This is a genomic window from Pantoea phosphatilytica (assembly GCF_051025615.1).
Classification (GTDB): Bacteria; Pseudomonadota; Gammaproteobacteria; order Enterobacterales; family Enterobacteriaceae; genus Pantoea.
This window is the reverse complement of sequence record NZ_JBPFDF010000002.1, coordinates 209,499-223,828: the sequence shown is the minus strand read 5'-3', so window position 1 is coordinate 223,828 and position 14,330 is coordinate 209,499. Positions and strand designations below refer to the sequence as shown.

Genomic DNA, 14,330 nt, shown 5'->3' with positions numbered 1-14,330 from the left:
ATGCAGGAGGCACGACATGTCGTCGTTTGAATATCTGAAAACGGCCATCCGCCAGCAGGGTCACACGCTGCAACAGGTCGCTGATGCCAGCGGCATGACGAAAGGCTATCTGAGCCAGTTGCTCAATGCCAAAATTAAAAGCCCCAGCGCGCAGAAGCTGGAGGCGCTGCACCGCTTTCTGGGCCTGGAGTTTCCGCGCCGGGACAAACGGATAGGGGTGATATTCGGTAAGTTCTATCCCCTGCATACCGGCCATATCTATTTGATCCAGCGCGCCTGCAGCCAGGTGGATGAGCTGCATATCATCATGGGCTACGACGAGCCGCGCGACCGGGAGCTGTTTGAGAACAGCGCGATGTCTCAGCAGCCGACGGTCAGCGATCGTCTGCGCTGGCTGCTGCAGACCTTTAAGTATCAGAAAAATATCCGCATCCACGCCTTCAATGAAGAGGGGATCGAGCCTTATCCGCACGGCTGGGATGTCTGGAGCAGAGGCGTTAGTGCTTTCCTCAGCGAACAGGGAATTACGGCGGACTGTATCTACACCAGCGAAGCGCCCGATGCCGAGATGTATCAGCAGCATCTGGGGATTCAGACCGTGCTGGTCGATCCCAGCCGATCCTTTATGAGCATCAGCGGTGCGCAGATCCGTCAGGATCCGTTCCGCTTCTGGGACTACATTCCCACCGAAGTGAAACCGTTCTTTGTCCGCACCGTGGCGATCCTCGGCGGAGAATCCAGCGGCAAATCGACGCTGGTCAATAAACTCGCCAACATCTTCAACACCACCAGTGCCTGGGAGTATGGCCGGGACTACGTCTTCTCCCATCTGGGCGGCGATGAGATGGCGCTGCAATATTCCGATTACGACAAAATCGCGCTGGGGCAGGCGCAGTACATCGATTTCGCCGTTAAATATGCCAACAAGGTGGCATTCATCGACACCGATTTCGTGACCACGCAGGCGTTCTGTCTGAAGTATGAGGGGCGTGAACATCCCTTTGTGCAGGCGCTGATCGACGAATATCGCTTTGATCTGGTGATCCTGCTGGAAAATAACGTGCCCTGGGTGGCCGATGGATTGCGCAGTCTGGGCAGTTCGGTGGATCGTCGGGAGTTTCAGTCGATGCTGGTGACGATGCTGCGGGAAAATAACATCGATTTTCTGCACGTTCAGGAAGATGATTATGACACCCGCTTCCTGCGCTGCATTGAGCTGGTGAAGGCGATGCTGGGCGAGAAAAACGCCCAGCCATAACGCCTGTGGCGATCCGGTCTGCCGTCCGGCAGCCGGATCGACGCATCAGTAGACCATCACCACTTTACCGCGCATGTGGCCTTCCAGCACCCGCTGATGGGCGGCTTTCAGCGTCTCCACGCTCAGGCCGTGCAGCGTCTCGCTCAGCGTCGTCTGCAGTTTCCCCTCATCCAGCAGCGCCGACACCGCATCCAGAATCTCACCCTGGCGCGCCATGTCCGGCGTATTGAACATGCTGCGGGTATACATCAGCTCGAAGTGCAGCGCGGCGCTCTTCAGTTTCAGCTGATCCATCGACAGCGGATGCTCGTTTTCGACAATGGTGCAGATGTGGCCCTGCGGGGCGATCAGTCTGGCCATAGTGTCCCAGTGACCGTCGGTGTCATTCAGGCAGAAGATGTAATCAACCTGCTTAATCCCCTGTTTCTCCAGCTCGCCGACCATATCTTTGTAATTGATCACCCGATCGGCACCGCGATCGCGACACCACTGTGCGGAATCTTCCCGTGAGGCGGTGGCGATGATCTGCACCTTGCTGCGCAGCTTCGCCAGCGGGATCGCCAGCGATCCCACCCCGCCCGCGCCGCCGACGATCAGCAGCGTCTGATCGGCCGTAGCGTTCTCCAGGTTCAGTCGCTCAAACAGCCCTTCCCAGGCGGTCAGGGCGGTCAGCGGGATCGCCGCCGACTGCGCCCAGTCCAGGCTCTCCGGCTTGTGGCCGGTAATACGTGAATCCACCAGCTGCTCGGTGCTGTTACTGCCGGGCCGGGTCAGATCGCCTGCGTAAAAAACTTCGTCGCCGGGTTTAAAGTTGCTGACTTTGATACCGACTTCCAGCACCACGCCGCTGGCGTCCCAGCCGAGAATGCGCGGCTGCTCAAGGCCATTCTTCATCGCCCCTTTGTGGACTTTGGTGTCGACCGGGTTGACCGACGCCGCTTTCACTTCGACACGCAGGTCATACTCACCGGGCGTCAGGGATTCAGGGAAAATCTCAGTGAAGGTTGCAGGATTTTCCGGATTAACTGCGATAGCGCGAATAGACATAGCATTTTCCTGTTTAATCAGGCTCTCAGCCTGGAGCGTATCTCTGCCATTCCGGCCGTGATGCGTGGGCTGTGCCACGCTTTACGGAGCGGGATGGCGAATCATTCAGAACCGGCTTTAAGTGTAGAACCTGAATTTAGCGGTGATAAGATGGACAATCTTTCATAGAGTGTTCGTCTGAGGTGAACAATGGCGTTTCGGCAGTGGCAGGATATGGCGCTTTTCGCGCTGGTGGCGGAGTGCGGCAGCTTTACCGGTGCGGCAGAACGGGCCGGTCTGCCGAAATCGAGCGTCAGCCAGCGCATCAGCCAGCTGGAGCAGCGGCTGGGGATCCGGCTGCTGAACCGTACCACCCGCCAGCTCAATCTGACCTTTGCCGGTGAACGCTATCTGCTGCACTGCCAGGAGATGATGCAGGCCAGTGAACGCGCCGATCAGGCAATTGCCAGCCTGCGTGATAACCCCAGCGGACGCCTGCGCATCACCAGCCCGGCGGGGATCGGCGCTACGCTGCTGGCGCGCTGCAACGCGGCATTTTTACGCCTTTACCCTGATGTGACGCTGGATGTGTCGATATCGGATGAGATGCGCGACCTGGTGCAGGAGGGGTTTGATGTGGCGCTCCGCACCGGTCAGCCGCAGGAGTCATCGCTGATTGGCCGCCGGATAGGCAACTGCCCGCGACGGCTGGTCGCCTCTCAGCACTATCTCGACCAGCATCCGCCGCTGGTCCACCCCCAGCAGCTGTCGGCCCATCGCTGCATTGCGCACCGCGCCTGGAATGAATGGGTGCTGCAGCGCGACGAAGACTTCTACCGCTGGCTGCTGCCGCCAGGCCACCTCACGGACAATCTGCTCTACGCGCGCGAATCGGCGCTGGGCGATGCGGGCATCACGCTGCTGCCGCAATTTCTGACCGATGGGCCGATGGCCGATCCCCGGCTGGTGCCGGTGTTGCCGGAATGGGAGGTCGAAGGCAATGAGCTGTGGCTGGTCTATCCGGGCCGCAAACTGCAGTCACCCGCGCTGGCACGCTTTATTGAGTTTGCGCTGCAGTCACCGGTATTCAGGGCGTTTTATCGCTGAGCATGAAATAAAGATTCCTGGCGTTTCCTCTAACTTTGATACCGGCAGCAGAAAATGATATTGCATTAATTATGATGGTCTTTCCTGTTCTTCTCAAAGGATGAGAAATGTTATGAAAGCTCAAAATTTAAAAAGTGCATGTATTAAAACTTTATCAAAAAGTGAAATTTACGATCAAAAAGAGTTTAACGGTGTAACAGCCCTTAAAACTATTCTGGGTCATGAAAATAAAGAGTTTGAAGCAGACTTTGTACTCAGAGGCAGTGATGTCAGCTGTAGTGCGTCAGTTACCTGGTATGATGCCAGAGAGTCACACGAGAGCCGATCTGAATTCCGGCTTTATTATGAAGGCAATCCGGTGATGGAACTGGCAGAGCCCGGTGATAATATCGTTATTGGTTTTGATAGAAAAAAGATCTTAACCTGCATTCTGTTTAAAACACATGATGATGAGCATCAGGGACATATTGAGCAGTGGACGCCGCTGTAACAAAATAAAAAAGGGAAGCATCCGCTTCCCTTTTAATATTCATCCGACGCTTACTTCGTCATACGCTTGTACTTGATGCGCTTCGGCTCCAGCGCGTCTGCGCCGAGGGTACGCTTCTTGTACTCTTCATATTCGGTAAAGTTACCTTCGAAGAATTCGATTTTACCCTCATCCTGATAATCCAGAATGTGAGTCGCGATACGGTCCAGGAACCAGCGGTCATGCGAGATCACCATGGCACAGCCCGGGAACTCCAGCAGGGCGTTTTCCAGCGCGCGCAGGGTTTCGATGTCCAGGTCGTTGGTTGGCTCATCGAGGAGCAGCATGTTGCCGCCTACCTGCAGCAGTTTCGCCAGGTGTAGACGACCGCGTTCACCGCCCGACAGTTCACCGACGCGTTTACCCTGATCGACGCCTTTGAAGTTAAAGCGGCCGACATAGGCGCGGCTTGGCATCTCGGTGTTACCGATACGCATAATGTCCTGACCGCCGGAAACCTCTTCCCATACGGTTTTGGAATTGTCCATGCTGTCGCGGAACTGATCGACGGAGGCCAGCTTCACGGTTTCACCCAGCACGATGCTGCCGGAATCGGGCTGCTCCTGACCGGACATCATACGGAACAGCGTCGATTTACCCGCGCCGTTCGGACCGATAATCCCGACAATCGCGCCTTTTGGCACAGAGAACGAGAGATCATCAATCAGCACACGATCGCCGTATGATTTACGCAGGTTGCTGACTTCCAGCACTTTGTCACCCAGACGGGCACCTGGCGGAATGAACAGTTCGTTGGTTTCGTTACGCTTCTGGTAGTCGGTGTTATTCAGCTCTTCAAAGCGTGCCAGACGGGCTTTGCCTTTAGACTGACGGCCTTTGGTCCCCTGACGCACCCACTCCAGCTCTTTCTCGATCGACTTACGGCGAGCGGCTTCGGTAGAGGCTTCCTGTGCCAGACGCGCATCTTTCTGCTCCAGCCAGGAGGAGTAGTTGCCTTCCCACGGAATGCCTTCGCCGCGGTCCAGCTCCAGAATCCAGCCCGCCACGTTATCCAGGAAGTAACGGTCGTGCGTAATCGCCACGACGGTGCCTTCGAAGTCATGCAGGAAGCGCTCCAGCCAGGCGACAGATTCGGCGTCCAGGTGGTTGGTCGGTTCGTCCAGCAGCAGCATGTCTGGTTTTTCCAGCAGCAGGCGGCAGAGGGCGACGCGGCGACGTTCACCACCGGAGAGGTTCGCGATTTTCGCATCCCAGTCTGGCAGGCGCAGCGCATCGGCCGCACGTTCCAGCTGCGTATTCAGGTTGTGACCGTCGTGCGCCTGGATAATCTCTTCCAGACGACCCTGTTCAGCGGCCAGCTTGTCGAAGTCTGCATCCTCTTCGGCGTACAGGGCATAGACTTCGTCGAGGCGCTTCAGCGCGCCAACCACTTCGGACATCGCCTCTTCCACCGACTCACGCACGGTGTGTTCAAGATTCAGCTGCGGCTCCTGCGGCAGGTAGCCAATCTTGATGCCTGGCTGCGGACGCGCTTCCCCTTCGATATCTTTATCGATGCCGGCCATGATGCGCAGCAGGGTAGATTTACCCGCACCGTTCAGACCGAGGACGCCGATTTTTGCGCCTGGGAAGAAGCTGAGCGAGATGTTTTTCAGGATATGTCGCTTCGGCGGAACCACTTTGCCGACGCGATGCATGCTATAGACGAATTGAGCCACGTTGGTTTGAGCCTCTGGGTCTTGGTCGTTGGAATGATGTCGAAGTTTAGCCTTTTTCACCGTCTAATCCCAGCCGGGGGGCGGCGAATATTACCCAGGCCGGGGAATCGCGGACGGTGCAGAGCGCCACCGTCTGATTTCAGTGCCGCCAGGCGGCCAGGCAGGGATCAGGGCAGGCGCAGCGGTATCGCCTGCTGGGCCAGCCAGTGTTGCAACGCCTGATCGGGCGCGCTGTCGCTGACCAGCAGATCAAAGCGCTGCAGTTCGGCGATACGGGCGGGCAGCACCTTGCCATACTTGCTGCTGTCAGCCACCAGCACCGACTTCCGGGCGCGCAGCATGGCGTGATGCTTCATCATCAGCTCATTAGTGTTGTAGCAGGTCGCGCCCTGATCTTTGTCGATGCCAGCGGCAGAGATAAAGGCCAGCGTCGGACAGAGATCATCCAGGATGGTGTGCACGCCAATCGGCGTAAACAGGGCATTGTCAGCGTGAAATTCACCGCCGCTCAGGATCACGTTGCAGGCCGGTTTCTCCTTCAGCGTCAGAAAGGTGTTCATGGCGCAGCAGATGGCGGTAAACGCGAGGGTATCGGGGATCGCATCCACGATGTAGGGGAGGGTGGTGCCGCAGTCAAAAAAGACCGTATCGTTCTCCGCGATCAGGCTGGCTGCGGCCTGAGCCAGCCGCTGTTTTCGGGCGGCATTCTGCCCATGCTGATCGCTGACAAAATAGTGGCTGGCGTGACTTTTCGGATCGCTGACGATGTAGCCGCCCAGCAGAACGATGCTGGAAGCGGGCTCGGTTAAGTCGCGCCGCACCGTCATCTCTGAGACGCCCAGCAACTGAGCCGCATCCTTCAGATGCAGTTTATCGGTGCGTTTCAGCGCCTGCGTCAGCTTGTGAATGCGTTCGTCGCGCCGGGTTTCGATGGTCATCTCTCTGTTACCTATCCTGCAGTGCGGAACAAGGACGCCGGAACCGGCGTGGTAGCGCGACAAACCTCACAGATTTTAATGAGTTGCGTCTCATCCGCCAGGCTGGCAACCAATCTTACCCGCAATCCGTGAGGGCCGCAAACCTGCGCTGTGCGGTCAGCGCCGTGTCACATCCCTGGCGCAGGCGGGCGGGGAGAGGCGCGTCTCCCGCGTAGCCGGTGATGTTATCTTGTTATAATAATAACATTAACCTTTCCTTTCAGCGCCGCATTTTCCCACCGGTTGCCGCTTCAGGATGTGGTTTTTGTCACATATTTAACCTTTAAGAAAGGTTATTGTTAATTTATTAACATTCAGGTTTGCAACACATCCGGGAGAAACCGTTATGACAATCGCGGTGATCGGCTCAAATATGGTCGATCTGATTACGTATACCAACAGCCTGCCAAAAGCGGGCGAAACCCTCGAAGCTCCCGATTTTGCCATCGGCTGCGGCGGCAAAGGTGCCAACCAGGCGGTCGCGGCGGCAAAAATGGGCGGCCGCGTGATGATGGTCAGCAAGGTCGGCGACGATCTCTTCGCGCCCAACACCGTGGCCAATCTGCAACAGCAGGGTGTCGACACGCGCTATGTGACGACCGCCACAGGCACCTCCAGCGGCGTGGCCCCTATCTTTGTCGATGACCAGTCGCAGAACCGCATTCTGATTATCAAGGGCGCCAACCAGCAGCTGAAACCGGCGGATATCGACGACGCGGCAGAGGCTCTGAAAGCCTGTGTGCTGATCATTCTGCAGCTGGAGATCCCACTGGAAACGGTCTACTACGCCATTGATTTTGCCCGCCGGCATCAGATCCGGGTGATCCTCAATCCGGCGCCGGCCGTCGCCACGCTGGACATCGACTATGCCTGCAAATGTGATTTCTTTATGCCCAATGAAACCGAGCTGGAGATCCTGACCGGCCTGCCGGTCAGCAGCGATGAAGAGGTGATGCTTGCCGGGCAGTCGCTGCTGAAGCGCGGCCTCAAAAATCTGATCATCACTCTGGGCAGCCGGGGATCGATCTGGATGAGCGGCGATCGGGTTCATCGTGTGGCCGCTACGCCGGTTCAGGCGGTGGACACCAGCGGCGCAGGCGATGCCTTTATCGGCTGCTTTGCATATCTGCTGACCGAAACCGGTGATGTGGCCGCCGCCATGGCGCAGGCGTCTGCTTATGCCGCCTGCAGCGTTACCGGGCGTGGCACCCAGCGTGCTTACCCCACCGCCGAGTGTTTTCAGCGTTTTCTTAACCTTAACTGAGGTTCTGCTATGCAACAGAAAATAGTGCAGCAATCTGATGGCTATCTGAATAAAACGCCGCTGTTCCAGTTCATTCTGCTGTCATGCCTCTTTCCGCTATGGGGCTGTGCGGCGAGTCTCAACGATATTCTGATCACCCAGTTTAAAAGCGTCTTTGCCCTCAGCGACTTCGCCAGTGCGCTGGTGCAGAGCGCCTTTTATGGCGGCTATTTTCTGATTGCGATCCCGGCTTCGCTGGTGATCCGCAGAACCAGCTACAAAATGGCGATCATGATCGGCCTGGCGCTCTACATCGCAGGCTGCATCGTCTTTTACCCGGCGTCACACATGGCGACCTACACCATGTTCCTGGCGGCAATTTTTGCTATCGCCATTGGCCTGAGTTTCCTGGAAACCGCGGCCAATACCTACAGTTCGATGATTGGCCACCGTGATCACGCCACGCTGCGCCTCAACGTCAGCCAGACCTTCTATCCGATTGGTGCACTGATGGGGATTGTGCTGGGCAAATATCTGGTGTTTCAGGAAGGAGGCAGCCTGGAGAGCCAGATGGCGGGCATGACGGCGGAGCAGGTGCATGCTTTCCGGCTGACCATGCTGGAACATACGCTGGAGCCCTACAAATATCTGGTGATGGTGCTGGTGGTCGTGATGTTGCTGTTTATGTTCACCCGCTATCCGCACTGCAAGCCGGAAAGCCATGCGAAATCGCGCCCGTCACTGGGTGAGACCTTTCGCTATCTGGCCACTAACCGCCACTTTAAACGCGGGATCGTGACCCAGTTCCTCTATGTTGGCATGCAGGTGGCGGTCTGGTCGTTTACGATTCGTCTGGCGCTGACGCTGGGCGCAGCCAACGAGCGTCACGCCTCTGACTTTATGATCTACAGCTTCATCGGCTTCTTTATCGGTAAGTTCGTAGCGAATTTCCTGATGGCCCGTTTCCGTGCCGAAAAGGTGCTGATCGCCTATTCCGTGCTGGGCGTGCTGACGCTGGCCTATGTGATGCTGGTGCCGGACTTCACCGCCGTCTACGCCGCCGTTTTTGTCAGCGTGCTGTTTGGTCCCTGCTGGGCCACCATCTACGCAGGCACCCTGGCGACGGTAGACAACAAATATACCGAGGTGGCGGGCGCGTTTATCGTAATGGCGATTGTGGGCGCCGCCTTCGTTCCGGCGCTGCAGGGGCTGGTCTCTGACACACTGGGATCGATGCAGCTGGCGTTTGGCGTCTCGCTGCTCTGCTTCGCCTGGGTCGGCTTCTATTTCTATGGCGAGCTGCGTCATAAAAAGCAGCCGGTTGCGAGCGGGCGTCTGGTGGAGGAGTTGCCATGAAAACCCGTTTGCCCCTGGCGCGTGACCAGTTTCACCCCACGCCGTCGACGCTGCTGGAGAGCGAGGCGTTCCGGGTTGAACTGTTTCGCTACCCGTCAGGCATTGAGGCGGTACGCCTTCATAACCGTCGCGGCAGCGTAACCGTGCTGCCGTTTCTTGGGCAGATGATCTGGGAAGTGCAGTTCGACGGACATAACCTGACGATGGGCCACAGTTTCAGGCAGCCGCTGCCAGCCCGTTCGATCATTGATACCTATGGCTGTTTTGCGTTTCATTCGGGGCTGCTGGCTAACGGCTGTCCTGCGCCAGAGGACGATCATCCGCTGCATGGCGAGATGGCCTGCGCCCGTATGGACAGCGCCTGGCTGGTGCTGGAGGATCAGACGCTGTCGCTGGAAGGGGAGTATGACTATGTAAAAGGCTTTGGTCATCACTATCTGGCTGCACCGGCCGTGCGTCTTCAGGCCGATCGCCCGCGGCTGACGATCGACATGACTGTTACCAATCTGGCCGGTGCGCCGATGCCGCTGCAGTACATGTGTCACATCAACAGCGCGTGGATCGATCAGGGGCGCTTCCGGCAGTCGATCCCCGATCGGGCCTTTCAGCTGCGGCAGTCGATCCCTGCGCATCTGCGGCCGACGCCCGCCTGGCGCGACTATACGGATCGGCTGGCGCGCGATCCGCTGGCTCTGCAGCAGCTTGATCAGCCGCAGCTCTGCGACCCGGAGATCGTCTTTTTCGCGGACGATCTGCCGCAGTATGGCGATGAGGTGCAGTTTGAGCTGCATGCGCCGCAGGGCTACGCGCTGATGACGCGCTTCTCCACCGCGCAGTTCCCGCACGCCACCCGCTGGCTGCTGCATAATCCCGACCAGCAGGTAGCGGCCTATATCCTGCCCGCCACCTGCCGGCCGGAAGGCTTTCTGGCGGCACAGCAGGCAGGTACGCTGATCACCCTGAAACCGGGCGAACAGCGCCACTTCTCCGTCGAAACGGGCCTGCTCTGATCGCCGGTTAAATCGCCACGAGGCCGCGCACACCCTCTGCTTCCATGGTGTCGCCGCGGCCACGCTGCACGATCTCCCCGCGCGACATCACCAGATAGCTGTCCGCCAGCTCGGCGGCGAAATCGTAAAACTGCTCGACCAGCAGAATCGCCATATCCCCGCGCTGCGCCAGCTGGCGGATCACTGCGCCGATCTCTTTGATCACGGAGGGCTGGATCCCCTCTGTGGGTTCATCCAGGATCAGCAGCTGAGGGCGACAGGCCAGCGCCCGGCCGATCGCCAGTTGCTGCTGCTGACCGCCCGAAAGATCGCCGCCGCGACGTGACTTCATCGCCAGCAGCACCGGAAAGAGCTGATAGATCTCCTCCGGCACCTCGCGCGCCTGCGCCGCCGGAAAACGGGAGAGCCCCATCAGCAGATTCTCCTCCACCGTCAGACGCGGAAAAATTTCGCGGCCCTGTGGCACATAGGCGATGCCCGCCTGCACGCGCTGATGAGGTTTACGGCCAGTGATCCGCTGCTGCTGCCAGTGGATATCCCCTGACTTCGCCGGGATCAGCCCCATCAGGCACCTGAGCAGCGTGGTTTTCCCCACGCCGTTGCGTCCCAGCAGGCAGGTGATCTCACCAATCTTCACCTCAAACGACAGGCCGCGCAGAATATGACTGCCGCCATAATATTGATTCAGTTCAGTAACCTGTAACATCTCAGCGCCCCAGATAAACGTCGATAACCTGCTCGTTGGCCTGCACCTCGCGCAACGACCCTTCGGCCAGCACCTGACCCTGATGCAGCACCGTGACATGGTCGGCGATGGTCTCCACAAAACCCATGTCATGCTCCACCACCATCAGCGAGTGTTTGCCTGCCAGGCTGCGGAACAGCTCGGCGGTGTAGTCCGTCTCGGCGTCGGTCATGCCCGCCGCAGGCTCATCCAGCAGCAGCAGGTGCGGCTCCTGCACCAGCAGCATCCCGATCTCCAGAAACTGCTTCTGGCCGTGCGACAGCAGGCCCGCCCGGCGCTGGCGTTCAGCGCCCAGCCGCAGCATCTTCAGCACTTCATCAATGCGATCGCGCTGTTCGCTGTTGAGGCGGGCACGCAGGCTGGCCCAGACCGATTTATCGGTTTTAAGCGCGATCTCCAGATTCTCAGCGACCGTTAATGCTTCAAACACCGTGGGCTTCTGAAACTTGCGGCCGATACCGGCGCGGGCGATCTCCACCGGCGAAAGACGGGTCAGATCGCTGTCCTGGTCATAGATCACCCGGCCCGAATCGGGTCGGGTTTTGCCGGTGATCACATCCATCAGCGTGGTTTTGCCCGCGCCGTTGGGGCCGATCACGCAGCGGAGTTCACCGATGCCGATCTGCAGCGACAGATCGGTGAGCGCGCGAAAGCCCTCGAACGAGACGTTGATCTTCTCCAGCTGCAGCACCGGATCGCGCTGCAGCCGGTGACGATCCGCCCGCTGGGGCTGGGTAAACAGGGCATCACTCATGGTTTCCTCCGGCGCAGCAGGCCAATGACGCCAGAGGGCAGAAACAGCGTCACCAGAATGAACATCAGACCCAGAAAGAACAGCCAGTACTCCGGGAAGGCCACGGTGAAGATGCTGCGTGCGCCGTTGACAATCGCCGCCCCCAGCAGCGGGCCAATCAGCGTGCCGCGTCCGCCCAGCGCCACCCAGATGGCGGCTTCGATCGAGTTGGCCGGTGACATTTCTCCCGGATTAATAATGCCGACCTGCGGCACATAGAGCGCCCCGGCCAGGCCGCACAGCACAGCGGAGAGCGTCCAGACAAACAGCTTAAAGCCGCGCGGATCGTATCCGCAGAACATCAGACGATTCTCCGCATCCCGCACCGCGGTCAGCACCCGGCCAAACTTGCTGCGCGCCAGGGCAAAGCCGATCGCCAGGCTCAGCAGCAGCAGCAGCACCGTGGCAACGAACAGCCCGATACGGGTGCCCGTCGCCGTGACGGAAAAGCCGAGCAGGGTGGTAAAGCCGGTAAACCCGTTGTTGCCGCCAAACCCGGTTTCGTTGCGGAAGAACAGCAGCATACCGGCGTAGGTCAGCGCCTGGGTGATGATGGAGAAGTAGACGCCTTTGATTTTTGAGCGAAAAGCGAAGAAGCCAAACAGCCAGGCCAGCAGGCCCGGCACCAGCATGCTCAGGCAGAGCGCCCAGGCGAAGTACTGGGTGCCGGTCCAGAACCAGGGCAGCTCATGCCAGGAGAGAAAGGACATAAAGGCGGGTAAACCCTCGCCCGCGGCCTGGCGCATCAGGTACATGCCCATGGCATAGCCGCCCAGGGCAAAAAACAGGCCGTGCCCCAGCGACAGCAGACCGGCGTATCCCCACACCAGATCCAGCGCCACCGCGACCACCGCATAGCAGAGGATTTTGCCGACCAGCGTCAGGGTATAGGTCGAGAGGGCCAGCGGATGCGTGGCGGGCAGCAGCGCCAGAAACGGCATCAGCAGCAGCGCCAGCGCGACCAGCAGGCCGAGGCTGAGTGTCAGGCGCGGCGCGGTACGCGCCACGCGAAGCGTCATGGGTTGCGTCATCAGTCAGTCACCCTTCCTTTAACCGCAAACAGGCCCTGCGGGCGTTTCTGAATAAACAGCACGATGATCATCAGAATCAGGATCTTGCCCAGCACGGCGCCCATCTGCGGCTCCAGCACTTTGTTGAGAATGCCCAGGCTGAACGCCGCGACCACGGTGCCCGCCAGCTGGCCAACGCCACCCAGCACCACCACCAGAAACGAGTCGATGATGTAGCCCTGGCCCAGCTCCGGCCCGACATTGCCCAGCTGGGACAGCGCCACGCCACCCAGCCCGGCGATACCGGAGCCGAGGCCAAACGCCAGCATATCGACGCGGCCGGTTGGTACGCCGCAGCACTCCGCCATTGCACGATTCTGGGTTACGGCCCGGACGTTCATGCCCAGGCGGGTGCGGTTCAGCAGCAGCCAGGTGAGCGCCAGCACAAACACCACAAACAGGATCACCGCGATACGGTTCCACGGCAGCACCAGGTTAGGCAGCAGCGTCAGGCCGCCCGAGAGCCACGCCGGATTCGCCACCTCCAGGTTCTGTGCGCCGAACAGCACCCGGACCAGCTGGGTCAGCATCAGGCTGATCCCCCAGGTGGCGAGCAGCGTCTCCAGCGGACGGCCATAGAGATGACGGATCACCGTGCGCTCCAGCGCCATGCCGATGGCGGCGGTGACCAGAAAGGCAACCGGCAGCGCCAGCAGCGGATACCAGGCTAAATAGTACGGCGCGAACTGCTGAAACAGGCCCTGCACCCACCAGGTGGCATACGCGCCGAGCATCAGCATTTCACCGTGCGCCATGTTAATCACCCCGAGCAGACCGTAGGTGATCGCCAGGCCCAGTGCGGCCAGCAGCAGAATCGATCCGAGCGACAGGCCGCTGAAGGCCTGCCCCAGCAGATCGCCCCACATCAGCCGCTTCTGAATCTGTTGCAGGCTCTGCGCCGCCGCCGCCCGCACCGTGGGATCCGGCTCGTTCGCGGCCTGAGTCAGACGCTGCAGGCTGGCCTGAGTATTGGGATCGCCGGACTCACCCAGCTGCTGAACCGCCCGCAGACGCACCATCGGCTCGCGATCGGCCAGCTGCAGATTCGCCAGCGCCAGCGCTAACGCGGCGTGGACCCGACTGTCCGGCTCGGCGGCCAGCCGCTGTTCCAGCAGGGGAAGCTGGTCCGCCATCCCCTCATTTTGCAACTGCCGGGCCGCGCGCAGGCGCAGAGCGACATCCGGGCTGACCAGCTGGTGGGCGGCCAGCGCAGTGTTGACCAGTACACGCAGCCGGTTGTTCATAAACAGTTTTTTCAGGCTGCCGGCAGGCTGCGCCACCGTGTCCAGCGGCTGCAGCGTCGCACCCTGCTGGCTGAACGGCTGCCTGTTCTGGTCGGTAACCACAGTTTCAGCATGCAGCGCCTCCAGCAGCGGCAGGCGCTGACTGTCGGGCGCCGCGGCCCACTGCTGCAGCAGCGCCGCCTGCTGACTGCGGCTGGCGGCCGCAAAGTCCGCAGCCGGTCCGGCGCTGGCCATCAGCGGCATCAGCAGCAGCAGGCTGAGAAAGCAGCGACATAGATTCATAAAGAGAGCCT

Annotated in this window: 13 protein-coding genes; 6 read left to right on the top strand and 7 right to left on the bottom strand. The window is 59.5% G+C overall.

Annotation, left to right across the window (positions count from 1 at the left end; all coding sequences use genetic code 11):
- Nucleotides 1-16: 16 nt before the first annotated feature.
- Nucleotides 17-1,258 (top strand): multifunctional transcriptional regulator/nicotinamide-nucleotide adenylyltransferase/ribosylnicotinamide kinase NadR, encoded by a 1,242-nt coding sequence (nadR, locus tag ACR6AS_RS11255; RefSeq protein WP_293774668.1) that lies wholly within the window; start codon nt 17-19, stop codon nt 1,256-1,258.
- Between the two features lie 45 nt (nt 1,259-1,303).
- Here nadR and ACR6AS_RS11250 read toward each other — a convergent pair whose 3' ends face one another.
- Nucleotides 1,304-2,305 (bottom strand): zinc-binding alcohol dehydrogenase family protein, encoded by a 1,002-nt coding sequence (locus ACR6AS_RS11250; protein ID WP_434162155.1) that lies wholly within the window; start codon nt 2,303-2,305, stop codon nt 1,304-1,306.
- Between the two features lie 189 nt (nt 2,306-2,494).
- Here ACR6AS_RS11250 and ACR6AS_RS11245 point away from each other — a divergent pair, with 189 nt between their 5' ends.
- Together ACR6AS_RS11245 and ACR6AS_RS11240 are read left to right on the top strand one after the other, a co-directional pair.
- Nucleotides 2,495-3,391, top strand: a complete 897-nt coding sequence (locus ACR6AS_RS11245; RefSeq protein ID WP_111138472.1) for a LysR family transcriptional regulator — start codon at nt 2,495-2,497, stop codon at nt 3,389-3,391.
- 112 nt (nt 3,392-3,503) lie between these two features.
- A complete protein-coding gene (locus ACR6AS_RS11240) occupies nt 3,504-3,881 on the top strand; it encodes a type II restriction endonuclease (protein ID WP_434162152.1) in 378 nt (125 codons plus the stop codon).
- 50 nt (nt 3,882-3,931) lie between these two features.
- Here the strand turns inward: ACR6AS_RS11240 and ettA are convergent, their stop codons facing one another.
- Both ettA and deoR read right to left on the bottom strand, forming a co-directional pair.
- Nucleotides 3,932-5,599: an energy-dependent translational throttle protein EttA gene (gene ettA / locus ACR6AS_RS11235; protein WP_293774673.1), complete on the bottom strand. Its 1,668-nt coding sequence runs from the start codon at nt 5,597-5,599 to the stop codon at nt 3,932-3,934.
- Nucleotides 5,600-5,766: 167 nt separating this feature from the next.
- Nucleotides 5,767-6,537, bottom strand: a complete 771-nt coding sequence (gene deoR, locus ACR6AS_RS11230; RefSeq protein ID WP_434162150.1) for a DNA-binding transcriptional repressor DeoR — start codon at nt 6,535-6,537, stop codon at nt 5,767-5,769.
- A 385-nt stretch (nt 6,538-6,922) separates the two neighbouring features.
- Between deoR and rbsK the strand changes: the two genes are divergently transcribed.
- From rbsK to ACR6AS_RS11215, 3 genes are read left to right on the top strand one after another with little or no spacing between them, the layout of a single operon-like run.
- Nucleotides 6,923-7,840: a ribokinase gene (rbsK, locus tag ACR6AS_RS11225; protein WP_434162148.1), complete on the top strand. Its 918-nt coding sequence runs from the start codon at nt 6,923-6,925 to the stop codon at nt 7,838-7,840.
- Between the two features lie 9 nt (nt 7,841-7,849).
- Nucleotides 7,850-9,175, top strand: a complete 1,326-nt coding sequence (fucP, locus tag ACR6AS_RS11220; RefSeq protein WP_111141508.1) for an L-fucose:H+ symporter permease — start codon at nt 7,850-7,852, stop codon at nt 9,173-9,175.
- The gene (locus tag ACR6AS_RS11215; RefSeq protein WP_111141510.1) at nt 9,172-10,185 is read left to right on the top strand and encodes an aldose 1-epimerase family protein; all 1,014 of its coding nucleotides are present in this window, start codon (nt 9,172-9,174) and stop codon (nt 10,183-10,185) included. The genes fucP and ACR6AS_RS11215 overlap by 4 nt, the downstream gene beginning before the upstream one ends.
- A gap of 7 nt (nt 10,186-10,192) precedes the next feature.
- On the opposite strand, the gene urtE is transcribed toward ACR6AS_RS11215, so the two are convergent.
- Genes urtE through urtB form a run of 4 tightly spaced genes read right to left on the bottom strand, consistent with a single transcriptional unit; the run spans nt 10,193 to nt 14,319 of the window.
- Nucleotides 10,193-10,891 (bottom strand): urea ABC transporter ATP-binding subunit UrtE, encoded by a 699-nt coding sequence (gene urtE / locus ACR6AS_RS11210; RefSeq protein ID WP_111141512.1) that lies wholly within the window; start codon nt 10,889-10,891, stop codon nt 10,193-10,195.
- Nucleotide 10,892: 1 nt separating this feature from the next.
- Nucleotides 10,893-11,684 (bottom strand): urea ABC transporter ATP-binding protein UrtD, encoded by a 792-nt coding sequence (urtD, locus tag ACR6AS_RS11205; RefSeq protein ID WP_111141514.1) that lies wholly within the window; start codon nt 11,682-11,684, stop codon nt 10,893-10,895.
- Nucleotides 11,681-12,754, bottom strand: a complete 1,074-nt coding sequence (gene urtC, locus ACR6AS_RS11200) for an urea ABC transporter permease subunit UrtC (protein WP_111141516.1) — start codon at nt 12,752-12,754, stop codon at nt 11,681-11,683. The genes urtD and urtC overlap by 4 nt, the downstream gene beginning before the upstream one ends.
- Nucleotides 12,754-14,319: an urea ABC transporter permease subunit UrtB gene (urtB, locus tag ACR6AS_RS11195; protein WP_434162144.1), complete on the bottom strand. Its 1,566-nt coding sequence runs from the start codon at nt 14,317-14,319 to the stop codon at nt 12,754-12,756. Before urtB ends, urtC begins: the two co-directional genes overlap by 1 nt.
- Between the last annotated feature and the right edge of the window lie 11 nt (nt 14,320-14,330).